This window comes from Corallibacter vietnamensis (genome assembly GCF_039537875.1).
GTDB lineage: Bacteria > Bacteroidota > Bacteroidia > Flavobacteriales > Flavobacteriaceae > Corallibacter > Corallibacter vietnamensis.
Genome location: NZ_BAABBI010000001.1, coordinates 1,580,424 through 1,604,577 on the forward strand (window position 1 = coordinate 1,580,424; position 24,154 = coordinate 1,604,577).

Below are 24,154 nucleotides of genomic sequence, written 5' to 3' on the forward strand. Positions count from 1 at the left end.
TTTAATGATTATGACCTTCGTGACCTTTATGATCAGTTGCGTTTTTTTGAATAGGTGCATTTTTTATGGCTTTGTTTGGGAAGCTAACATTAGATGATTCTTCTTTTTTTCCTAATTGAGAAGTGTCTAAATCTTTTAGGTTTTTGTAATAAAAATCTAAAGCAACGTAAAGTCCTAAATTTCTATCTGTTTTAGTGCTTCTTATGTGAGGTAATAATGCTGGATAAAACAACGTAGCCTCCATACTATTTGTATTAACTAATGCATGAAATGTGGTTTTTAAATCTTTATTTTGAAAATTTTCTGAAAGACAAGAAATAATCTCTGAATTATAGTTTATTGAGTTGTCTTTTAGTAAATCAGTATTGTTTTTTAAAGCGTTAAAAATTTCAAGCGTGTGAGGTGTGGCAATTTCTTCAAATTTAACTCTGTTTGCAGCTGCTAATTTAAAGAAACGATTGTATGCAGCAGGTACATTTGAATTTTGTTTAAAATAAAACTGTGTAATATCATCTTCAAAGCTATAAAGGGCTTCGTTTAATAGTTTTGCTTCATCAGAGTTTCCACAAATAATTGCGGTTTCTTTATCAGCAAATTTATAATCTATTACTGTTTTATGTTTGTTTTCGCAATTTAATAGTAATAATGTAATGGCTAAAATTGAAAGTTTTAAAGAAGTTTTCATGATTTTTTTATTTATTCTGTTTGTAATCTGTTTTGTTCATGAGTTTCTGCTAACCTTTTTTCTATGATAGGCTCTATGAGGGTTTTTCTTGTGTTAGTTTTTACAAAAGGATACAATTCTAGTTCATTTTGCATTTTGTCTTCTAGATTAGGGTGCTTGTTGGTTCCTAATAAAACGATGTCTCCAGAATTAAACTGCTCTTGTTCTTTTTCGGCACTTTCTTTTATTTTACGTTGAATTGTGCCTTCTTTTAACTGATGAAGAAATCCGCCGTTTTCTTCTATATCTTTAAATAATGCAAGAGATTTTTCAGCAAGTTGATTGGTTAAACTCTCAATGTAGTAAGCGCCGTCAGAAGGGTTATTTACTTTATTAAAATAGCTTTCATGTTTTAAAATTAACAACTGATTTCTAGATATTCGACTTCCAAACTCATTATTTTTATGGTAAATGGCATCGTAAGCTAAATTACAAACGGTATTTGCGCCTCCAAGAATGGCGCTCATACATTCTGTTGTGCTACGAAGCATGTTGGTGTTGTAGTCGTAAAGTGTTTTATTGCGCTTTGTTGGTATTGAGAATATATGACAATTTACATTGGCTTCGTATTCAGAAGCTAGTGTTTGCCACAATAGTCTTAAGGCACGAAGTTTTGCTATCTCAAAAAAGTAATTGGTACCAATGGTTGTATTGAAAACAATTTTAAGGTTGTTTAATGGTTGCTTTTTTAAATAATTAAGATATTCATTTGCATGAGCTAATGCATAAGCTAGCTGTTGTACAGATGTGGCTCCGGCGTTTTGGTATAAAGATAAATCTACGCTTAATGTATTTGTGTCTTTAAAAATAAGTTCAAGCTGTTTATGATCTTCATTTAAATTTGAAAACCAATTACCTGATTTTGCCAAATTGCCAATGATATCACAATGTATAAACGTGTTGTCTTTATTGGTAGATTTTGTAAGAGTTTCTGTAAAGCTCGAGTTTAAAAATTGTAAATGAAAATGTAATGGTGTTTGCGCATTATCAATGTCATTTAGTAAGTGATCTATAACAATGTCTTTATTAGGAATAACAAAAAGTATACTTTCAGCACCTCTATTTAAGGCTTGTAAGGCTTGCGTGTTTGATTTTTTAGCGTCGGTAACAAAAATAGTTTCACAAATAGCCCATTTAGATGCTTGAGATTTTGAGTTTTCAGGTAATGTTTCAAATTCATCAGCGTGATAAAATGGTTTGACATCAATTCCTTCGTTTGTTTTCCAAATTAAGGTTTCGTTATAGTCAGCACCTTTTAAATCTACTTGTATTTTTTGTTTCCACTCCTTTGAGGTAATCTCTGGAAAGTCATTAAATAGCTTGTCACTCATCATGTCTTGTTTTAGCAATGCTGTCTTCATATTCTATAATATAAATATCTTCATTGTCTTTTTTCATATAATATTTTTCTCGAGCTAGTTTTTCTATGCCATCTTCTGTGCTCAATGCTTTTATAGCTTTCTTGTCTTTTATTATTTCTTTTTGATAGTATTCTTTTTCAGCTTCAAGTTCATCTATATCAGAATTTAATTCATGATGAATAAGCCAAGAGTTAGAATCTAAAAAAATCATCCAAACAGCAAACACAACAAGAATTAACAAAAAAACATTCTTGAAGGGTTTAAGGTATTTGTTGTTTTTTAGAGCCATGTTTTTATACTAAACGTTCGTTAATAATAGTTTTTACAATATCAACAGCTACGGTATTATATTTATTGTTTGGTATTATAATATCGGCATATTCTTTCATAGGTTCTATGAATTGCTGATGCATTGGTTTTAGAGTGTTTTGATAGCGAGATAAAACTTCGTCTAAATCTCTACCACGTTCAGAAATATCACGTTTTAACCTTCGTATTAATCGTTCGTCACTATCAGCATGAACAAATATTTTTATGTCAAAAAGGTCTCTAATTTCAGGGTGAGATAAAATTAAAATACCCTCTACAATCATAACCTTTCTTGGGTGTGTTAATATTGTGTCTCCAGTTCTGTTATGTTTTACAAAAGAATATACTGGTTGCTGAATTGTTTCTCCTTTTTTTAGAGCTTTTAAGTGAGTTTCAATAAGTTCAAAATCAATAGATCTTGGATGGTCAAAATTTATTTTTACACGTTCATCAAAACTTAAATGAGATGTGTCTTTGTAATAAGAGTCTTGAGAAATTACACCAACTTCTCCTTCTGGTAGTTGATCTAAAATTTGATTAACTACGGTTGTTTTTCCGCATCCTGTGCCACCAGCAATTCCAATAATCAGCATGAATTCTTTTTTTTAATAATTAAAAGGCAAATTTAGTTATTTACTATCGAAAATTATCGTTGAATTTTTGAAACTTTTTCAGTGGTAACAATATTAGAAATGTTATTTCCCCAAGCATTGTTAATATAATTCATAACATCAGCAATTTCACTATCAGATAGCCCTAACGGTACCATGGCGCTATTGTAGGTAATACCGTTTACGGTGATTTTTCCTGTTAGTCCGTATTTTATAGCGTGTATACTTTTTTCTTGGTTATTTTTTAAAAAATCAGATTTAGCTAAAGGAGGAAATGCTTTAGGAACACCTTTGCCATTAGGCATATGGCATGATACACAAAAATCAGAGTAAACTGTTTTTCCTCGTTGAATACTAGATTTTAGTTCTGGATCTTGAGTGTTGTTTATTGCTAAATCCTGCTTACTGTTAGTATTCTTACAAGATGTAACGAGTAGTAATACGATAATGATTAATGATATGTTTTTTAACATTTTAGTTTAAAAGTTTTACGATTCCTAAATTTTCAATACCTACATAAATGTAACCATCAGGAGCTTGAACTATTGAACGCACACGTCCTAGATTTTCTAAAATTTTTTCCTCTTTAATAACGGTGTTGTTTTGAATGATACACCTGCTTACGTATTGATATTTTAGAGAGCCAACAAGCAAGTTTCCTTTCCATTTTTTATAATTTTCGCTAGAGACAAAAGCCATGCCGCTAGGGGCTATTGATGGATCCCAATAATGAAGAGGTTGTTCCATGCCTTCTTTTTTTGTGATGTCAGTAAATTTTGTTCCGCTGTAATTTATACCATAACTTATTACTGGCCAGCCATAGTTTTTGCCTGCTTTTATAATGTTTATTTCGTCACCGCCTCTTGGACCATGTTCATGAGACCAAATAGCACCACTTTCAGGGTGAATGGTCATGCCTTGAGGGTTTCTATGACCATAACTGTAAATTGCTTTTTTAGCATTAGAGACATTTATAAAAGGGTTGTCTTCAGGTATAGAGCCATCATCATGCAGTCTGTAAATTTTACCACCATCTCTAGTAATGTCTTGTGGGTTTGTGTCTCTGTCTCCACGTTCGCCAATTGAGAAATATAAATAGCTATTCTTGTCAAAAACAATCCTAGAGCCAAAATGTTGCCCTTTTGTAGTGTTCGGTTCAGCTTTATATAGCAGTTCTTTATTTATTAAAGTGTTATTTTTAATTTTTGCTCGCATTAATGCTGTGTTGCCTCCTTTTCTAGTGCCTTTGGGCGATGCGTAAGTGAAATATATCCAACCGTTATTTTTAAAATCAGGGTGCAAAGCTATATCAAGTAAACCACCTTGACCTCTTACATATATTTCTGGTAACCCCGAAATTTCAGTTTTAGCACCATTTTTATAATGAATGAGCTTGCCTTCTTTTTCAGTAATTAAAATAGTGTTGTCTGGTAAAAAAGTAAAACCCCAAGGTATTGTTAAGTCAGGAACTATAAGTTCGTAATTATTTTTTGTCGTGTCTTTTTTCTCTTGAGCACAAGCTAGAAGACTGATAAATACGATGGTAAATAACAAAGTGTAGTGTCGTTTCATAAAAAAAACAGATTGGATATAAATTTAAAAATAATTATTCTTTTAATTTAAAGAAAAGCTATATATTTGCAGTCCTAAATTGATAACCAATTTTTCGGGGTGTAGCGTAGCCCGGTTATCGCGCCGCGTTTGGGACGCGGAGGTCGCAGGTTCGAATCCTGCCACCCCGACAAAAATGAATACCAATAGAAACTAAAACCTTGTAAATCGTATGATTTACAAGGTTTTATGGTTTTTGGGTTATCATAAGAATTGAATTAATATGGTTTAATTCGGTTCACAATTCGGTTCACAGTTTCAAAACACAAAAAGTGTGAACCGATAGATACTTAAAACTCTGTAATTGAAATAGTTGATTTGACTTTCGTCTTGAATGAATGTTTAACAAAAAGACGACAACTATGCAATCACAAACCACCTTCAGTTTATCATTTTGGGTAAACGCAACGCGTGCAAAAAATAACCGAGTTTCTGTTTATGGCAGAATAACTGTTAATGGTAAACGAGCAAATATTAGTTTAAAACGAAAAGTAATTGTATCTGAATGGGATTCCAACAAAGGAAGAGCAAGAGGGAACAAACAAGAATCAAGACTACTCAACAGGTATTTAGACCAGATCAAAAATAGAATATATGAAGCTCATGACGAACTTGTAAAAGAGAAAGCGTTTATCTGTGCTCAATCCATTAAAGCAAGATTTCTGGGAGAGGACAACGAAGAATATTCTTTACTTACATTGGTAGATTACCACAATACCCAAATGAGCGAATCTTTAAGCTATGGTACTTTAAAGAATTATTTCACTACCCAAAAGTATATCAAACTATTTCTTAACAAAAAGAAAATTCAAGACATCTATTTGTCTCAATTAACGTTTCGGTTTTTGGTTGACTTTGAAAAGTTCTTACGTTCCTATGTTCCGGAGGACCATCAAAAACAAATGGAAAACAACACGGTTATGAAACATATTCAACGACTTCGTAAAATGGTAACATTGGCATATAAAATGGAATGGATAGATAAAGACCCTTTTATAAAATTCAAACCAACGTATATCAAAAATGAACGTGAGTTTTTAAGTGAGGATGAATTGCAATCTATTATCGAAAAAGAATTTGAAATAGAAAGACTGGGGCTCGTTAAGGATTTGTTTGTTTTTAGCTGCTATACTGGTTTATCATACATTGATGTCATGAACCTCAACGAAGACAATATCACCTTTGGTATTGATGGCGGAAAATGGATAATCACCAATAGACAAAAAACACATAACAAAGTAAAAATCCCACTACTTCCAATTGCTGAAGAATTAATTCAGAAATACAAAGGGCATATCAAAACCAAGAAAACAAAAACCTTATTTCCTAATATTTCAAATCAAAAGCTCAACTCGTATTTAAAAGAAATTGCGGATTTATGCAAAATCAAAAAGAATCTAACTTTTCATATTGCTCGTCACACTTTCGCAACCACAGTTACTTTAAGTAATGGTGTGCCTATTGAAACTGTATCAAAACTTCTTGGTCACTCTAAAATCGCTACTACTCAAATTTATGCAAAAGTTATTGAAAGAAAAGTAAGTGGAGATATGGCTTTATTAAAGTTGAAACTATCAAAACAAGTCCAAAAGCGAAAAATTAAATTTAATGGTTAAGAAATCATTTGTAACCAATTGAATAAAAAAGCATCCAAATTATAAGGATATTAAAATAATAAATGATGGAGTTTGTTTTTCCACATAAGGCAAAAGTTTTAAGCTTAACAGCTATAAATCACAACGTTTTATCTTTAAAAGTGACAAAGCCCTGGAGATTTGAATTTAGTGTGGGACAAGCAGTGGATTTAAGTATTGATAAACCAGGTTATGAATTGGCAGTGGCTCCTTTTACAATAGCCAATGTGCCGACAGATAATTATTTGGAATTTGTTATAAAAATTTATCCAACTGAAAATGGCCTAACGAAGGGGGTTTCAGAGTTATTGAAGAATGATACAATTCAATTATCCAAAGCTTGGGATTCCTATAAGTATGATGGAAGTGGTACTTTTATTGCTGCTGGAACTGGTATAACCCCTTTTTTGCCAATTTTTAAGGATTTGCAAGAGAAAGGTATTGATGTCAAACATGATCATAATCTAATTTATGCCAATAAAACTAAAGATGACGTTATATTTTATAAAAAACTGAAACAATTATTCAGTTCTAACTTGTCACTTATTTTAAGTAGATCTAAATATGGTGGTCATTATTTTGGGAAAATAGATAAAGACTTCTTGTTGAAACTAGTTAAAAGCACTGAACAAAAATTTTATATCTGTGGTCCAAGAAAATTTGAAGAAGATGTAAGAACACATTTAATAACAATTGGTGTCAATCAAGATTACATTCAAACAGGATATAAGTTCTAAATGTTATAAATAACTTATGAAAGAAGATAAATCAAAAATGCCTACTAATATTTTTGAGTTGGAAGAATCAGCTATTGAAAGAAAATCATTGTATGAAAAGATAATTAATTTTTCAGAGGAATTTATTCATACTATAGAAGAACAGAAAGCTTACCATTTTGATACAAATGAAATAACAGAATATGATTCATTTTTTGATATTGATAAAAAGAAAAATTCGATAGAAGATATACTAGTGTTTTTTAAGGAACGAGTGCTAAATACAGGACTCAATGCGGCTTCTGGCGGCCATTTAGGATATATTCCAGGTGGTGGAATCTATACATCAGCACTAGGTGACTATCTCGCAGCTATTACTAATAGGTATGCAGGAGTGTTTTATGCATCGCCAGGTGCTGTAAGAATGGAAGATGCATTGATAAATTGGACTGGAAAATTAATAGGCTATGACAAAGACTTTGGTGGAAACCTAACATCTGGAGGAAGTATGGCAAACCTAATTGCACTTCATACAGCTAAACATAGTAAAGGTATTGCAATATCAAATGTTTCAAAAAGTGTTATTTATTTTACATCCCAAACGCACCATAGTGTATATAAAGCTTTGAAGATTACAGGGCTAGAAAAATGTGTTTTACGGGAAATTCCTGTTGATTCACGCTTTAAAATGTCTGTACAAGATTTAGAAACTCAAATCAAGCATGATAAACATATAGGTTTAGTTCCTTTCTTAATTATAGCGAATGCAGGATCAACTGACGTTGGATCTGTGGACCCTTTAATAAAATTAAGTAACATATCTAAAGCACATCATATTTGGTTGCATATAGATGCGGCATACGGTGGCTTTTTTAAATTGACAGCTTTGGGGAAGGATAAACTTAAAGGAATGGAGCTTGCAGATTCTATTATACTTGACCCTCACAAAGGTTTATTTATGCCATATGGTTTGGGAATTGTTTTAGTGAAAAATATAAAGTATCTCGCAGAAGCTCATAGTTATAATGCTAATTCTAATTACATGAGAGATGCAAAAAATGATAATCAATATTCGCCAGCTGACCTATCTCCAGAATTGAGTAAACACTTTAGAGGGCTTCGAATGTGGTTGCCTTTAAAATTATATGGAGACACTGTTTTTTCAGAATATCTAAATGAAAAATTACAATTAGCCTATTACTTATACCAAGAACTTTCAATAATTGGTTATAAAGTTCTATGTGAACCAGATTTAAGCGTTGTAGCTTTTAGATTGGAATTAAAAGGCTATGAAAGTGATGTGCTTAATAAAATAATATTGGATTATATTCAACAAGATGGTAGAATATTTATTTCTTCAACCATTTTGGATAACAAATTAACTTTACGTGCAGCAATATTGTCTTTTCGAACTCATAAACAAGAATTAGACTTGTTACTGTGCTTGCTTAAAAAAATAAAAACGCATCTAGATGTTTAGTTGATATTTAGGTATCCTCTTTTTTTAGTTTATTAAAAAATCAATTTAAAAACCAGAATTATAAATACAATTCTATGTTTTTATAATCTTATCCCAATCTTCTTACCTCTAAAATAAGCAACTACAGATACTATTAACATCGCTACAACTGTAACATATATCCAAATAGGAATTGGTATAGGTTCGCCTGCAGCATATGAATGAAGCCCTGTGAGGTAATAATTAACCCCAAAATAAGTAAATATAATAGACCATATAGCCCATAAACTAGCGATATTGAATACTAATTTGCTTTTAAGTTTAGGCACCAATCTTAAGTGCAAAACAACGGCATATAATATAACTGATATGAATGCCCAAGTCTCTTTAGGGTCCCAACTCCAATATCGTCCCCAGCTCTCATTTGCCCACATACCTCCAAGAAAAGTGCCAATTGTTAATGCAAACACACCTATGGTCAAGGACATTTCATTGACTATGGTCAATTCCTTAATAGAATGTGATGTTTTTTTTGAGGGTTTTATGCTAAATAGGATTAACGAAATGACACTTAATACAGCCGACAATCCAAAGAACCCATAACTGGAGGTTATGATACCCACATGCACCATGAGCCAATAGGACTTTAAAACCGGTTCCAAAGGCGTAATTTGAGGATCTAACATGGATCCACCATGAGCAAATCCCATCATTATCATCGCTACCAAAGCTCCAGCGGCAGGTATAAAAGCATTTCGATTTTTGTAAAGAAGTAACCCTGACAATACTCCAATTCCTGAAATAAAGATGATGGCTTCATAACCATTGCTCCAAGGCGCATGACCTGAAAGATACCAACGAACGGCTAAAGCTAATGCTTGAATAGTCAATGCTAATACCATTAAACCTAGCAATATTTTAGTAGAGAAATGAATTAAACGATGATATTTTGGAATTGAAGAAAGCACTCCTAAAAAGCCAATTATAATCAAAGCCATGCCTAAAAAACTATAAACTATCATGAGCCAAAAGAAAGCGTTTAGGTGGTTATATAATATTTCCAGCTTGATTTTTAAATCTGATGGTATTATATCTTTACCCCAAGTCTTTTGAAGCTCGCTAATCTCTTTAATACTTTTATCGGCATTAATCCAATTATTAGTTTTCAATCCTTCTTTTACTCCATTAAAATAAGGGGTTAAAAATCTATAAGCTGTTTCATCTATCTCTACAGGACTTTCTTCGGTACTATAAATCCAGCTAACCCATGTTTGTGATGGGTCATTCTTTACAGGTATCATGTTAGTGTAATACCCAAAAGCAATATTGCTAAAAATATTAAACCGTTCAGTTACCTCTATAACAGCCTTGTCATAATTTGATTGTTCCGCTTTTCGTTTACTAAAGGAATTTTTATTCTGAATTTCAAGTTTAAAAATTCCGGAATTCAAGTCTACTAAATTTGTATATGATGTGTAACCATCTGCATTAGCGCCAGTTTCTTTCATAAGTTGGTCGCCTCCCTTTTTACTAACTTTAATTAAAGGTTCGTTAGCCCAATATCCAGGGTCAATTTGCATAGAGATAAACCATTGTATAGGTGTTATATTAATATCTCCTTTTTTATAGACGTCCTTTTTATGAATTTTTCGAAGAAGTTCCAAAGTGTATGTATCCATGGGTTTAACCCGTCCTTGAAAATCCTGAACCAAGAGTTGTCCAAACTTTTTGGCATGATCCAGATTAATGATTCTTTTGGAACCAAGCTCATTTGGTTTTGCAAACTGTGTATTAGGACCAATTTTTTGATGTTGTAATGCCAGCGAGTCTTCAGGTTGAAATATATCGTTTTGAGCATGACCAGTAGCTCCAAGCCCAAAAAACAACATGAACAATAAAATGTAACTTTTGGTGCGCATTTTTTTTAATGAATGATTCAATTTCCAAAAATGTGTTTTCTTCCAAAACAGTGTAAAAAACATTCCTGTAAATAATAGAAAATACCCAAAATATGTCACATTTGTACCCCATCTATCTGCATTTACCGAGAGAATAGTTCCACTTTCATCAGGGAAATAACTCGCCTGAAAAAAACGATACCCTTTATAATCAACTACATTGTTCATATAAATATGGTGTTGGTTTTCTTTATCAGAATCAATAATGGTTATTTTACTTTCATAAGATGATGGATTATTGGATCCTGGATACCTATCAAGTATAAAATCATCACAGCGTATGCTAAAATCCGTGTATAGTATTTTAGATCCAAAACCAATGGAAACATTTAAGCCATTGATTTGTGTAGTTTCACTATAACCTGTTACCCCTTTTCCTCCTTTGATAAATAGTGTGTCTTTTGTATTTCCCGACTCCAGTTCTATCTGGACAACATCTAATAAATTCTTGTCCATAGGTTCAGTTTTGTCACCTTTGTAATACACTCTTTTACCTTTAAAAATACTATTTGGGATGATGAAATTAACACCATTAACGCTATAAAGTGCTCTGTGGTTTAGCATAGTAGATTCGTTGGCTTTTATAGTTCCGGATTGTCTAGCTAATAATAAAGAATCAGTAACAACACCTTTTTGTTGTCCAAGCATCGACATATATTGTCCTTCAACAGGTAAATCAATATAGAGATTATTATTTCTTTCAGTGAGTTGAATCGATCCTTTTATAGGATTGTTAAAACTAAAAATCATCCCATTAATGGATTTAGTGCCACCATCTGAAATATAATTATTTACTCTACCTGTCTGTCCAACAGATACTATGTTGAGCATTTTTTTTCCTAACTCTGTTGCTTCAACAGAGTCTTTGGCTGATGGTATATAATCCAAACTTTTTAAAGTAATCACCTTATCCTTAAATAGGAAGTTTTGTTTGTAGGTTCTCTTTAAAGGCCATTTGGTGTCCTTTGAATTAAAGTAAGACATCGTATAAGGGTGCTTGTTATAATTCAAAGTTTTGTCACCATCAGTAACAGATAGGTTAAAATAAGTTAAATCACTTATTATTTCATTAGTGGTCTGACCTTCTTTTATTGGCATTTGCCCTTCAAAGCTAGAATACCTTGTGATTGCACCACCAATAAACATAAAAATGAAAGCCAAATGGAAAATAAGAATTGGCCATTTTTCTCTTCTTGTTAATCGGTAAGTTTTAATATTTGTTGTAAAAATTAATATCAACCAAAGCATCAAGACTTCAAACCAAATGGAGTTGTAAATTAATTCCTTCGCTGTAGAGGTGTCAAAACTGCTTTCTATAAAAGTAGCAGCCATCATCGAAATACCATAGACAAGTAAAAGAATAGTCATGGTTCGTGTTGAAAATAAGATTTTTTTAAAACGCCTCATATTCTTTTTATACATTCCTGAAAAGATTATTAACTGGTATTAACCTAGTTGTTATAATTGTAATTAGATACGAGTTTACTAAATAAAAGCATCCCTTTAAGGATGAATTCTATTAAGAACGATACTTCCTCAAAAGGGACGTTAAAATTTGAATAAAATCCCATTTATAGATGTTTATTCATCTTTACTTTTTTTGTTTACATCATGAAATAGAATTCCGCCTTTTAAATCAACCGAAACTATTTGTGATTGATCAAACGAAAGGTCGATAGCACTTATAGTTGCTCTATGTTTAATAATTTCTTCATTTAATTGTCCATTTTGCTTATTCCATTTTCTAATTGATCTATCGACACCTGCTGTGTATATGTATTTTTCTGTTAATATACCAGCTGTCAATGTTAACTGAAAAGGAATCCTTATTAGAGTGTCTTTTTCTTTCCAATAATATGGCCAGTCTTGGTGATGTCTTTTAAAAGAAACAGAATCTTTGTTAGCTTTATAATACTGAAAATTTTTATCATGAAAAACGAGCATATTACCTGATTTGTCAATACTTTTTAATTTTCCATTGCGGATATTTTCTTTTTCAGTAGAATTTTCCCAAACATTCCAAAAAATAAATTTCTCTTTAGCATTTATTATTATATTTCCAGAATTATCAATACCTGCTATACTATAATGTGATAGACTGTCAGGAAGTTTAAAAGAGGTATTATTATTTAAATCCCATATACAGTTTTTTTGATTTGCAGTACTGCCTGCTAATAACTCTCCATCTTTTGATAAGAAAATGTTAGATATCCATGTCCCTTCAATATTTAATGAATCTATTACCATTTTTTTATTGGCGTCAATTACTAATATTCCTGAATTTAACGTTGAAGCATAAATACGATGTTTTTTTTGATCATAAACTAGACTGTATATTTCGTCGTTTATATTGATTAAAATATTTTCTTTATTGTGACCTTTGATTCTCTCTACTATTCGCCCACTAAATGTTGAGGCTAATACAGTATCTCTACTTGATTTGAAGATGACATCTGTATATGATAATGAATTAATTGCATAATAGGACTTGCTGTGAATTTTTATATTTTGTTTACAACCACAAAAGATCATCGAAATTATAGTTATAAAAAAAATGTATATTTTATTTTTCATTCAGCTCCTTTTTTATACCATTTTCGATTATTTCAAATCGAGTACCTTGATCTGATGCTCCTATTGATATTTTATTCCCATTTTTACCCCAAACTACTAGGGATGCAGATCCTTGAGGCTCTGCTATGAATAAAGCATTTTGAGAATTTTTAGAATCGAGTGTTAAAAATATATTACCATATTCATTGTCAGTTACATATCCACCTCTTTCTTGCCCTTCAGAATCGTAGAGCATAACACCCGTAACTTCAGACCCTCTCGAGAAACGATAGCCGTGCCCTTGAGGGTCAGGAAGGTTGGAGCCGATGATTACACGTTCAACACCTAATGAATCTGTTACTACAAGACCTCGTACACTAATAATTTTATCTGTAAAATCAAGGTCTAAATCACGATTTATGTATAGATTAATAACTAAAAATCCACTAATAATAAGGTTTAAAAATAAGAGTATTTTAAAAGCAGTGCTCTTCATGTTAGTAATTTGCGTATTATCATCATAGTTAAAAAAACAATAAACCAAATTTGAATACCGCTATTTATTGTTTAAATAATTTGCTAAATGGATTTAAGATATTCTGTAAGGTCAGCCTTTTCAGTATTACTCAAATTAAGACTGTTCTCATCATTATATCTTTCAACCACATCTGCTAATGTTGCGGCAGAACCATCATGGAAATATGGAGCGTGCTGCCATATCCCTTTTAAAGGCGTAACGCGCCATTGTTTAGTTGCCGATCTATTCACATAATCTTTGTCCACAGCAACTGAAGCACTTTGAGGATGTAATCTGCCATCAATAGTATTATCACTAAAGAGAGGACCAGAGTGGCAAGTTGCGCATTGTGCTTTTCCAGAGAACAATTCTTTACCTCTTGCAGCAGCTGCAACATCAAATGTACCAGATGGTGAAGCAGGTGGGTTTAGTGAAAACTGATACTCTTGTAAAGCTGGAAGTTTATCTGTGACTAAATCATCACCTTCTCTATAATCTCTTACTAAATTTAGACGTGTATCTTCAAAATACCCATGTCCACGCATTTGAGTTACAGCTACATATCTGTTCCAATATGCAACTGGTCCAGCAGGTTCGTGCTCAACATCACCATCTCCAGTAAAGATGGCTTTTGGTAACCCATATAACCCATAAGCAGGAGGGATAACTACAGGATTGTCTATACCGTCAATGTTAAATCTTGGATCATAAAGCCCAGGTCCCCACGAGGCATAAATATCTTTTGTGGCTTGGTCTAAAGCTGGAGATAATGAGATTATTAAACCTGGATTTAAATCCCTATTTGCCCAACCGTCCAAACGATTTCCAATACCTGGCGCAAAAGAATCATCAACTGTAGAATGACACAGAGCACAAGTGATTCCCACTCTGTCCAAACTTAAACTACCATCTTGATTTTGGCTAACTTCTCCTTTTACACCTAAAACAGCATCTAATTGTAATAAAACTAAAGTAGTTTGTGGGTCATTTAAATCTACATCGCCATTTTGAATAGCAGTAACAACTTCTTGCGGTAGCGCTGCTGCATCAACCTTTAAACCGACACTTAAAGCTGTAGCTGGACTAACAGCTGTTTCTATTACTTGGTTCATTTGTAACACATCAGTCCAAAAAGTTTCATTTCCAAATGTGTCATACCGAAAAATGTCTTGTCCTTCTGCAACTAATTGAGGATTTAAAGGCGGTAGATTTAGAGAACCTTCACCTGGAGCTGGTTGTGGATTTGGACTAAAACCAGAATCATCGTTATCGCAACTCACGATTGAAATCATAAAAATGAAAATTCCAAGGAGTTTAATTATTTTTTTTGTTTTCATATGTCGTTTAATTTTAAGTTTATTTAATTATTGTGATTGTTCCTTTCATTACTTTATGCAGATTGCAGAAATACTTAATGTCCTCATTTACTACTTTGGACCATTGCTCTCCTTGGTTGAAAGGTTTTGAAGTCCATTTTTGGGTTGTCTCTTCGGTGACATCATGAGGTACAAAGTCCTTATTTATCCAAATTACAGTATCACCTTTTTTGACATTAAGCTGTGCTGGATGGTATTTCATTCGGAATATAGTTACTGTGTGTGTTGTAGCATTAGAATTACTATTAAGTAATTTATCTGGGTTTTTAAAACCAGCTATTAGAACAAAGGTGCAAACCAATACTGCTAATAGTAATAAATACTTTGAAACTGATGATTTATGAGATTGCATTTCAATTTTAAATTTTAGCTTGAGTCATTTTAGCATGTTCTAGATGGGCCTCAAGTGCTGGTACTACAGCTTCTAATAAACCTTTCAATTCTGTATTATTGGCTTCAGGAATTAGTAAGCCGTTTACAGCATCAATTACAGCTTTGTGATAAGCTACTTCATTATCAATATAAGCTTTGTTAAAATCTTTTCGACTTACCTTTTTTAAAGTCTTAAGTGTTTCTTTAGATTGTTTCAATAGAGATTGACTTACGGCATTATCTTTAGGATTCACACCTAACTTTTCAACCAAGGCAACGGCCTGTTGAATAACCGCATTGTGATCTTCTATCATCCTGTTGGCAAAGTCGATAATATCCTTGTTTTTAGAGCGTTTAAGGGCAATTTTGGCATAATCTATATCAATTTGGTTGGCAACCACCGCTACTGAAGCTATTTCAGTATCGATTAATTTTGGAGACTCTTGGCCAAAAGTGAGTTTAGATGTGCATAAAAGCATTAAACAAACGAGTATTAAAGCATTCTTTCTTTTTGTTTTCATGAGTTCTAAATTTTAGTATTAGTTAACCTTTTGATGCAAAAAGAGGGGTAGGGTTACAATTTTTTTAAAAAATTAATTGCTTATTGAATTTAGAAATCTGGATTTTTCTTTTTCTTTTAAAAATTTCCCACTAAAAAAATTTGTTTTGGTATAACTTTTTTCGTCTTCTACACCACGAGAGGCTACACAAAGATGATTAGCTTCAATGTGGATAGCTATATCGTCTGTTTTTAATAAATTCTTCAGCTTTTCACCAATTTCAACAGTAAGTTTTTCTTGTATTTGAGGTTTACTAGCATAAAATTGAACAATGCGATTTATTTTTGACAAACCAATAACGCGGTCTTTTGGTATATAGGCTACTGCAGCTTTTCCAAAGAAAGGCACAAAGTGATGTTCGCAATATGAATAAACCTTTATGTTATCTACTAAAACCATTTCACGATAACCACTGACGTTCTCAAAAAAGGAAATACTTGGAAAATTCTCCTCATTCAACCCTTTAAAAACTTCATTGATATACATTTTTGCAACACGTTTAGGGGTTTCTTTTAGGCTCGGGTCATCAAGTTTTAAACCTAAAGCTTCCATAATCTTTGCAAAATGATGCTCAATAGTTTTTAATTTTTCTTGATGCTTTGATATGGTTTCCAAATTCTTGATTTCATTGTTAGAAAAAATATTGATTTTATGCTGTTCTTTTCCGTTCATTTTTTAGGGTTTAATATATTAATTGAATTAAGTTTTTGTTTACCCCGAGTTTTAATAAGGCCTTGTTAATACTCTCAAGAAAAGGTTTTGGTCCACATACATAAAAATATTGGTGAGTAGAGTCAATGGTGTCAGAAAGAAAATCATAATCTACCCGTCCAAAACCATATTTGCTTAAATGATCTCTACTTAATAGATTATCGAAACTATTCCCTAAAATGGTTTCGAGTTCATATTTCAAGATAATATCGCGCTCCGTTCTATTGGCATAGATTAATTTATGACCTTCTATTTTATTTTTTTCTTTTAAGAATCGAAGTATTGGTATAAATGGAGTAATACCAGATCCTGCAGCTATAAAAACGCCTTTGCCTTTATAAGCAAAGGAATCCCAAGCATCTGTAATTAATATGGTGTCGTTTACTTTTAATTTTGATAGCGCAACAGTAATTCCATTGTGTTCTGGGTAAACTTTAATGATAAATTGTAAATCTTTATCGTTCTCATAAATACTCGTTATGGTAAAAGGTGCTTTTAAAAATTCCGTATCTTTATGTAATGATATTTCTAATGCTTGCCCAATTTGATAAGTAAAAGACTCTGGTCTTTCAATAGATAACTGAAAAACATTTGGGGTTAACCATGTTTTATTCAGTACAGTAGCTAAATAATTCAAAACTATAGATTATTAATTAAATATGTAATAAGTTATCGACCTATCAAGGTCTTGTTCACTTTAGATGAAAACATTAAAAAAAGGTTACAAAAAATGTAACCTTAAAAAATAATTTGCATCTAATTAGAAATAATACCGTTATGAATACCAGCACTACAACCAAGAAAGAACTTAAAGAAACGTTAATAATTGAAAAAGTACTAAATGGTGAAACAGAATTATTCGAAATTCTTATGCGCCGAAATAATGAACTATTGTTTAGAACAATCAGAAGCTATATAGATTTAGAGTCTGACGTTGAAGATGTTATGCAAGATACTTATATTAAGGCGTTTGAAAAATTATACCAATTTAAAAATGATGCTATGTTTTCTACTTGGTTAATTCGAATTGGAATAAACGAAGCTTTGCAAAGGAAAAGAAGGGCTTCTAAAATAAAAACCATTGCCCTGCAACAAGATGAAAATATATTACAAATTGAAGACAAAAACATTATGACCCCTGAACACAAAACTATGTACAAAGAATCTTCTTGTTTTATGGAAAAGGCAATAGACACACTTCCTGAAAAGTATAAAATAGTTTATATGCTCAAAGAGGTTGAAGGGTTAGCAATAACTGAAATATCGAAATGTTTAGATTTAAGCAATAGCAATGTAAAAGTGCGTTTGCATAGAGCTAGAACAATGCTTAAGGATTCAATTTTGAGTTTAACCGATTATACAAATATTTTTGAATTTGGTAATTCTAAATGCGATAGAATTGTTGCAAACGTTATGGAGTATATATATAAATCGCAGCCTAAATTTTAAATTGTAATTAACTCAAACTCTTTGGTGATATCTGAATTGAATACTGATTGTTTAATATAAGTTTATGATTAATATTTAGTTATATTATTTTCAGATAGAAAAGATTAATTATAAAATTTAGCACAGTAAATCATTGTTTTAAATAAAATTACAGAATAGCTAATTGTAATCTAAACGGGGAATATCAAATAATCTTTATTATATCAAAGAATGCATATGTATATTCCGCCTCATTCAAACTAATTGATCTCACATTAAAAAAAAACTAGAATAAAAAATTAATTCCACAAATATCCTACGTAAAAATTAAATTGAATTAAAAACATGAAAATGAACTTATTTATTGTTTTTTATATTTCAATTTTTAATTTCACCTCTGTCCTCCATGCTCAAAATGAAATTGAATTAGACAGCATTTTGTTTCAATCTTTAAAACTCCAAAAAGACAGAAGTTATCGCAAATCAATCAAGCTATTAACAAATTTACTTGTCGAATCTAAGGAGCAAAAGTTATATAAATATCAATTTTTAGCATTAAATAACCTTGGAGTAAATTATTATTCAATGTTAGATTACGGGGAAGCGCTTAACAATTATTTAGAAGCATATAAAATATCAACAGAACATCTTAATAAAGCCGAAGAAATGACAGTTTTGAATAATTTAGCAATTCTTTACTTTGACCAAGGAGAACTTGCTAAATCCAAAGGCTACTTTTTAAAAGCTTACAAATTGGCTCAACTTAAAGGGGATGATAAAAAAATGGGGATGTACTCAATTAATTTAGCAATTGTAGCTAACATGAATAATGAATTAGATAAAGCAATTAAATATTTAAACACTGCAGATTCTAAACTTAAAAATTATCCATCAATAGCTATTTCTAGTACTATTGCTAGAATTGAAAATCTTTATAAAAGAAATCTCATAAAAGAGGCAAATTCCATGGCTTTAAAGACTTTAAATGGTTTGAAAGCTGGAGGAGAAGAAAAATTCAACTTACTACTCTTAATTTCTGATATTTTTGAGTCTGAAGGCAATTTGTTAAGATCAAAGCAGTATTTAGAAAATGCGCTTAAGGTTTCTATGACCCCTAAAAATAAATTGCAGGTTTTTCAAAAACTTGCAAAGTTAAATAAGCAACTCAAAGAATACGATAAGGCGTTTGCAGCTTTAGATTCAGTAATAGCAACCAGAGATACTATAAACAATTTAAAAAATAGTGCTCTATTTGAATCGGCTAGAGTTAGATTTGAAATTGAAAATTACAAAAATCAATTAAGTCAGAATAAAAAATCGCTTCAGCTTACACAATCAAGGCTGCGTTATTTTATAGGTTGGTCCGTTGTAATTTTATTGCTTATAGCATGGGCGTTGAGAAATAGTATTATAAAAAGTAAACAAAGAAAAATAATTCATAACCAATTTAAAAAGATGATAACTCTTGAATTAGAAAAAAAAGAAAATGATAAGATTATTCTTGAGAGGCAATTGCAAAACAGAAAGACTATGGCTTTGTTGGAGGAAGAAAGATTAAAGAATGAAATTGAATCTAGAAATAGAAAATTAGCTACAAAAGCCTTACAAATAGCAAATAGAAATGAACTCATAGATAATATTATAAATGAATTGACAGAACAAAAAGAAGTCTTAAAAAGTAAACAGGTAACAAGAAAAATAAAAGAGTTAAAAATTTTATTAAAGAGTGACAATGAGTGGAAGGATTTTATGATACATTTCGAACAGGTAAATAATGGATTTTTAAAAAAATTAAAATTGCAGCATCCTAATCTTAATGTTAATGATGTTCGTTACCTGTGTTACTTATATATGAACTTGTCAAATAAAGAAATAGCGAGCCTCTTTAATGTTACTCAAGAGGCCATTCGCAAAAGAAAAGAACGAGTAAGTGATAAGTTAAATTTGCCAAATAGTAAGGGGTTATATAATTATTTATCATCTATATAATAGGTTGTCACGTTTTTTAGGTTTGATGTCACGATTGTTATGTAGATTCTTTACCTGTTCCCCAGTATTTTTTTTGACTATTGTATAGAATTTTAAAAACAATAGTTATGAGAAAAATTTTTACATTAGTATTATTCTGCTTCTTTTCGTTAATGTCATTTGCTCAAATCGAGTATGAAGGTTCTGACAATTTTGGTAGAATTTTCGACCTTATTTATGATCCTGCTACTCCAAACAAAATTTATGCTATTTCTGGAGTAAATCATATAGTAGTTTCAGAAAATAATGGTGAGTCATGGGATATTTTGTATACATTACCAGTAGGTATAAATAGACCTCTACCTCCTGATGCGTCTATCAGGTATTTAAAACTAATGCCAGATGGTTTGGGGTTAAGCTTTGCAGTTTACCAGACGGCTGGTTATGATGGGGCAATAATGGTTTATGACCTATCTAGCCAAAGTATTACAAAAAATATTGCGTTACCTAATCAGAATTTACGAGGATTTGTTTGGGACTATGATTTTTATCAACAAGATGATGACGTATTAATTGTTGATACAATTTATAGAGATCAATTTGATATTATGTATGGAATGACATTTTTTACTAGTGACGGTGGTGCTAATTGGAATGCAATTTATGACACGACAAATAATAGTAATGTATTTATAAACAAAGTAAAAATTAGCCCAAATAATCCTGATAAATTGTTTTTGTCTAGAGGCTTTGGAAATCAAGATATTGACGGTGGATTATTAGTTTCCGAAGATGGTGGACAGACATGGGTTGAAAAACTGGAAGGTGTTATATTAGGGCCTATTGCTTTTGATCCTACAAATAATGACAACATACTTTTAGGTACAGGCATGAGTTTTGGTTTTTCTCAAGAAAATCTCTATAAGTCTACAGATGGAGGTAATACTTTTTCGGTGGTAAATATGAATTGGGCTGAAGGTATTTTAAATGAAATCACTTATATCAAATACAACCCTTTAAACCCGCTTGAAATTTTAGTGTTAGAGGAAAATGAAATAGTAACATCAGTAGATGGAGGTAACACCTGGCAACAAAATTTATATTTAAATGATAATCCCGAGAGCTATTATTATGGACAAAAAGTAAGTTTTAATCCATTTGATGAGGATGAGATGGTTATCACAGGTAATTATGTACCTCTAATATCTTCTGACTATGGGCAAACCGTTTCATGGATTAGAACACCTTATTTTTCTAGTACAGGAAATATGGATGTCTTTAACGATGGCTCTAATATCAATCTTTACTATTCAGCTCAATTTGGATATGTTCATAGAGACGTGACTACGGGAGTAGAAACAGCATATGAAATATTACCACTTAACATGGCTACTAACAATCTTGGTATAACTCAAATAGCTGATAAAACACAAGTTGACAGAGTGTTTACCTTTAATTCAAGTTTTATAGGTTCGAACTTATATGTAAGTAATGATAATGGAGCTACAAAATCAATGCTAATTTCTTTGTTTGCAAATAAACTTACAGGGTTGGCAGCTTATCCTAATGAAGATGATACCATTTTGGTAGCTTTTGGAGGTTTTAGTGGTGCTGAAACTGTCTTGAAAAAAATTAACTTTTCGGATATGAGCAATATTGAAGAGGCTAATATTAACTTACCGGCTTATGATTTTATTAATGATATTTTAATTTCAGAGTCTGGAAAAATAGTTTTAAGTATTGGAGCAGAAATGTACTCTTCAGAAGACAATGGATTAACCTGGGAAAATCACAGCAGTGGTTTGGAAGACTTAATTCTTAACTATGATTTAATCTATGATATAGATAACAACCCACTTAATGTAAATGAATGGGCCATTGCTACAACAAAAGGAATATTTATATCAACCGATGGAGGTGAACATTGGGAACAAAAAACAACAAGTGTTACTCATAAAATCAGCTTTTCTACGGAAGTAAATGGTCATATGGCGGCTTCAACGCATACTTCAACCTCTTCTTTAGCGTCAGATTTTCAATTATATTTTTCAATAAATAGTGGTGAGACATGGGAAACCATTACTAATCAACAGTTATTGCATACACTCGGTAAGTCATCTGCATTTATATTTGATGGAAATTCTGTGAAAGCATATATAGGAAGCTTTGATCTAGGCTTAATGACTTACACTATAGATCTTGAAGCCTTAAGTATACCCGATGTTTCAAATAACCAAAATTTAAAAGTTTTTCCTAATCCAACTAATGATATTTTAAATATTAAACTGAAAGAAGGTATAATATCGAATATAGCTTTATTTGATATTGATGGAAGAGAGGTCTTAAGCGCTGATAGGTTAAATAAATTAAGTATGAAACACCTCTCACCTGGAATATATGTTTTACGAATAAGAACAAAAAATAAAAATGAAGTCTACATCAAGAAAATTATTCTTGAATAGTTCTAAAATAATTAGATAGGCTTATGTCACTTTTCAATAACCTATTTTTTAAACCTTTTGTCCTTTTTTGTAACCTAACATTAATTTTTGCATCAAAAGGGTGTAACAAATTAAAATAGATTAAGATGAAATCGAACAATTTAATAGTTGAGAAATTATTGTACTACACATTTGGTATCGTACCTATTGTTGCTGGTCTGGATAAGTTTACAAATATTCTAACAGATTGGACACAATACCTGTCATCAGGTATGGTTGATATGCTCCCTTTTGAAGCATCAACCTTTATGATTGTTGTAGGGGTTATTGAAATAATTGCAGGGGTATTAGTGCTTATGCGCCCAATTATTGGTTCTTATGTAGTAATGTCGTGGTTAATATTAATTGCTTTAACATTAATCTTTAGTGGTTCGTTTTTAGACGTGGCAGTAAGAGACCTAGTAATGGCAATTGCGGCTTTTAGTTTAGCCCAATTGTCGAGTTCAAGTTTAATAAAAGCAAAGAATTAAGCTTTTATTATTTCTTCCCTTATTGGTTAGTAGCTTTAAAAGGCGCCATTTAGGCGCCTTTTAATAAAAAAAATCAAGATAAATTTATTCTATATGAAGGTGAAAAGACTCAAAATAATAGCCATCATTTTAGTAATACAAATTAGTGGCTTCTATTTGATTTATAAAAATGTTGTTCAACCTCCAGTTTCTATTGAAGATGTAAAAAGTGATTACAATCATAGTGTGAAGCAATTTTACTTGGAATTTGTGGAAAGCAATGTTGCTTTCGATAGAAAATATTTAAACAAAGTTATTAGCCTAACAGGAAATGTAACAGTTGTTCAAGATTCAGTAATAATATTGAATAATAAAATTGTATGCATAGCAAATGAAAAATTTAATAATACAATTAAAGATAAAACCATAAAGGTGAAGGGTAAATATGTGGGTTATGACGAATTGTTTGATAATTTAAAAATGGATGAATGTGTAATAGAATTATTATAATACTATTAATACTTGGAATTAGTGGCCAAAGCTCTGCTCAAGACAATCTTCTTGATAGCCTAGATACAGATACTAATGCCACTACAGTATGGCCTTCTTTTAAAGGACTTCAGATAGTAAGTCTACAATCAACTAAAATGGTTGGACAAGGAGATTTGTATTTTGTGGTGTCCCATAGATTTGGATCGTTAAAAGATGGAATAAACACGTTTTTCGGATTAGACAATGCAACCACTAAACTTGGTTTTATTTATGGTATCAAAAATTGGGTGTCTATTGGAATATCAAGACATACGTTAAATAAAACTTACGAACTTGCTTTTAAGTATAGGCTAATAAATCAAAATGAAAACAGTCTAATTTCTTTAGTTGGTTATAACACGATTCAGATTAGTAGCCAGTTAGATAAAGATGTTTACCCGCAATTATCTTTTCAAAACCGATTAAGTTATACTTCACAAGTTTTAATATCACGTTCCTTATCTAAAGCACTAACAATAGAAGTTATTGTGTCTTACATACATAAAAATGTATACGATCCAATTATTGAAAATCAAAAACAATTTTCCATCGGTGGTGGTGGTCGGTTCAAGTTAAGTAAACGCTTATCAGTAAATGCCGAATATATGTATAGCAACAAGCCTTCCTTTTATAGAAATCCATTGTCTTTAGGGTTAGATATTGAAACAGGAGGGCATGTTTTTCAATTGTTATTTACTAATTCACAAGGTATGACAGAAAGCTCATACTTGACAAACGCAGCTGGAGATTGGGGTAATGGAGACGTATATTTCGGGTTTAATTTATATAGAGTGTTTTAAATACA

At 31.5% G+C, this 24,154-nt stretch carries 23 protein-coding genes and 1 tRNA gene; 10 read left to right on the forward strand and 14 right to left on the reverse strand.

The window, feature by feature from the left end; all coding sequences use genetic code 11:
* Position 1 precedes the first annotated feature (1 nt).
* The 6 genes from ABD690_RS07185 to ABD690_RS07210 are packed head-to-tail and all read right to left on the reverse strand — an operon-like array spanning position 2 to position 4,577.
* The gene (locus tag ABD690_RS07185) at positions 2 to 685 is read right to left on the reverse strand and encodes a hypothetical protein (RefSeq protein ID WP_344728786.1); all 684 of its coding nucleotides are present in this window, start codon (positions 683 to 685) and stop codon (positions 2 to 4) included.
* 11 nt (positions 686 to 696) lie between these two features.
* Positions 697 to 2,055, reverse strand: a complete 1,359-nt coding sequence (locus ABD690_RS07190) for a methylmalonyl-CoA mutase subunit beta (RefSeq protein ID WP_344729309.1) — start codon at positions 2,053 to 2,055, stop codon at positions 697 to 699.
* Positions 2,048 to 2,374 carry an FtsB family cell division protein gene (locus tag ABD690_RS07195; RefSeq protein ID WP_344728788.1) on the reverse strand — a complete coding sequence of 109 codons (327 nt, stop codon included), beginning with the start codon at positions 2,372 to 2,374 and terminating at the stop codon, positions 2,048 to 2,050. Before ABD690_RS07195 ends, ABD690_RS07190 begins: the two co-directional genes overlap by 8 nt.
* Positions 2,375 to 2,378: 4 nt before the next feature.
* Positions 2,379 to 2,987 (reverse strand): uridine kinase, encoded by a 609-nt coding sequence (gene udk / locus ABD690_RS07200; protein ID WP_344728790.1) that lies wholly within the window; start codon positions 2,985 to 2,987, stop codon positions 2,379 to 2,381.
* Between the two features lie 53 nt (positions 2,988 to 3,040).
* Positions 3,041 to 3,478, reverse strand: coding sequence for a c-type cytochrome (locus ABD690_RS07205; RefSeq protein ID WP_344728792.1), 438 nt, complete (start codon positions 3,476 to 3,478; stop codon positions 3,041 to 3,043).
* Position 3,479: 1 nt separating this feature from the next.
* Positions 3,480 to 4,577 (reverse strand): PQQ-dependent sugar dehydrogenase, encoded by a 1,098-nt coding sequence (locus tag ABD690_RS07210; RefSeq protein ID WP_344728794.1) that lies wholly within the window; start codon positions 4,575 to 4,577, stop codon positions 3,480 to 3,482.
* 95 nt (positions 4,578 to 4,672) lie between these two features.
* Between ABD690_RS07210 and ABD690_RS07215 the strand changes: the two genes are divergently transcribed.
* From ABD690_RS07215 to ABD690_RS07230, 4 genes are all read left to right on the forward strand, one after another.
* Positions 4,673 to 4,747: transfer RNA gene (locus tag ABD690_RS07215), tRNA-Pro, on the forward strand.
* 231 nt (positions 4,748 to 4,978) lie between these two features.
* On the forward strand, positions 4,979 to 6,232 hold the full coding sequence (locus ABD690_RS07220) for a site-specific integrase (RefSeq protein ID WP_344728796.1): 1,254 nt from the start codon (positions 4,979 to 4,981) through the stop codon (positions 6,230 to 6,232).
* A gap of 65 nt (positions 6,233 to 6,297) precedes the next feature.
* A complete protein-coding gene (locus tag ABD690_RS07225; protein WP_344728798.1) occupies positions 6,298 to 6,987 on the forward strand; it encodes a ferredoxin reductase domain-containing protein in 690 nt (229 codons plus the stop codon).
* A gap of 16 nt (positions 6,988 to 7,003) precedes the next feature.
* Complete coding sequence (locus ABD690_RS07230) at positions 7,004 to 8,446, forward strand: pyridoxal phosphate-dependent decarboxylase family protein (RefSeq protein ID WP_344728800.1); 1,443 nt, start codon at positions 7,004 to 7,006, stop codon at positions 8,444 to 8,446.
* An 80-nt stretch (positions 8,447 to 8,526) separates the two neighbouring features.
* Here the strand turns inward: ABD690_RS07230 and ABD690_RS07235 are convergent, their stop codons facing one another.
* The 8 genes from ABD690_RS07235 to ABD690_RS07270 form a co-directional block, all read right to left on the reverse strand.
* Positions 8,527 to 11,751 carry a cytochrome c biogenesis protein gene (locus ABD690_RS07235; RefSeq protein ID WP_344728802.1) on the reverse strand — a complete coding sequence of 1,075 codons (3,225 nt, stop codon included), beginning with the start codon at positions 11,749 to 11,751 and terminating at the stop codon, positions 8,527 to 8,529.
* A gap of 213 nt (positions 11,752 to 11,964) precedes the next feature.
* Positions 11,965 to 12,957, reverse strand: a complete 993-nt coding sequence (locus ABD690_RS07240; protein WP_344728804.1) for a WD40 repeat domain-containing protein — start codon at positions 12,955 to 12,957, stop codon at positions 11,965 to 11,967.
* Positions 12,947 to 13,432: a hypothetical protein gene (locus ABD690_RS07245; RefSeq protein ID WP_344728806.1), complete on the reverse strand. Its 486-nt coding sequence runs from the start codon at positions 13,430 to 13,432 to the stop codon at positions 12,947 to 12,949. The genes ABD690_RS07240 and ABD690_RS07245 overlap by 11 nt, the downstream gene beginning before the upstream one ends.
* Positions 13,433 to 13,515: 83 nt before the next feature.
* Complete coding sequence (locus tag ABD690_RS07250) at positions 13,516 to 14,790, reverse strand: c-type cytochrome (protein ID WP_344728809.1); 1,275 nt, start codon at positions 14,788 to 14,790, stop codon at positions 13,516 to 13,518.
* Positions 14,791 to 14,809: 19 nt separating this feature from the next.
* Positions 14,810 to 15,181: a plastocyanin/azurin family copper-binding protein gene (locus tag ABD690_RS07255; protein WP_344728811.1), complete on the reverse strand. Its 372-nt coding sequence runs from the start codon at positions 15,179 to 15,181 to the stop codon at positions 14,810 to 14,812.
* A gap of 7 nt (positions 15,182 to 15,188) precedes the next feature.
* Complete coding sequence (locus ABD690_RS07260; protein ID WP_344728813.1) at positions 15,189 to 15,722, reverse strand: DUF4142 domain-containing protein; 534 nt, start codon at positions 15,720 to 15,722, stop codon at positions 15,189 to 15,191.
* Between the two features lie 72 nt (positions 15,723 to 15,794).
* Positions 15,795 to 16,433: a GTP cyclohydrolase I FolE gene (gene folE, locus ABD690_RS07265; protein ID WP_147676306.1), complete on the reverse strand. Its 639-nt coding sequence runs from the start codon at positions 16,431 to 16,433 to the stop codon at positions 15,795 to 15,797.
* Positions 16,434 to 16,443: 10 nt separating this feature from the next.
* Positions 16,444 to 17,109, reverse strand: a complete 666-nt coding sequence (locus ABD690_RS07270; RefSeq protein WP_344728817.1) for an FAD-binding oxidoreductase — start codon at positions 17,107 to 17,109, stop codon at positions 16,444 to 16,446.
* A gap of 140 nt (positions 17,110 to 17,249) precedes the next feature.
* Between ABD690_RS07270 and ABD690_RS07275 the strand changes: the two genes are divergently transcribed.
* From ABD690_RS07275 to ABD690_RS07300, 6 genes are all read left to right on the forward strand, one after another.
* Positions 17,250 to 17,921 carry an RNA polymerase sigma factor gene (locus ABD690_RS07275; RefSeq protein ID WP_344728819.1) on the forward strand — a complete coding sequence of 224 codons (672 nt, stop codon included), beginning with the start codon at positions 17,250 to 17,252 and terminating at the stop codon, positions 17,919 to 17,921.
* Between the two features lie 330 nt (positions 17,922 to 18,251).
* The gene (locus tag ABD690_RS07280) at positions 18,252 to 19,889 is read left to right on the forward strand and encodes a tetratricopeptide repeat protein (protein WP_344728822.1); all 1,638 of its coding nucleotides are present in this window, start codon (positions 18,252 to 18,254) and stop codon (positions 19,887 to 19,889) included.
* 107 nt (positions 19,890 to 19,996) lie between these two features.
* Positions 19,997 to 22,330 carry a T9SS type A sorting domain-containing protein gene (locus ABD690_RS07285; protein WP_344728824.1) on the forward strand — a complete coding sequence of 778 codons (2,334 nt, stop codon included), beginning with the start codon at positions 19,997 to 19,999 and terminating at the stop codon, positions 22,328 to 22,330.
* 125 nt (positions 22,331 to 22,455) lie between these two features.
* Positions 22,456 to 22,839, forward strand: coding sequence for a hypothetical protein (locus ABD690_RS07290; RefSeq protein ID WP_344728826.1), 384 nt, complete (start codon positions 22,456 to 22,458; stop codon positions 22,837 to 22,839).
* A 93-nt stretch (positions 22,840 to 22,932) separates the two neighbouring features.
* Entirely contained in the window at positions 22,933 to 23,328 is a 396-nt protein-coding gene (locus ABD690_RS07295; RefSeq protein WP_344728828.1) for a hypothetical protein, read from the forward strand.
* Entirely contained in the window at positions 23,307 to 24,149 is an 843-nt protein-coding gene (locus tag ABD690_RS07300; protein WP_344728830.1) for a DUF5777 family beta-barrel protein, read from the forward strand. Before ABD690_RS07295 ends, ABD690_RS07300 begins: the two co-directional genes overlap by 22 nt.
* The last annotated feature ends 5 nt before the right edge of the window (positions 24,150 to 24,154 follow it).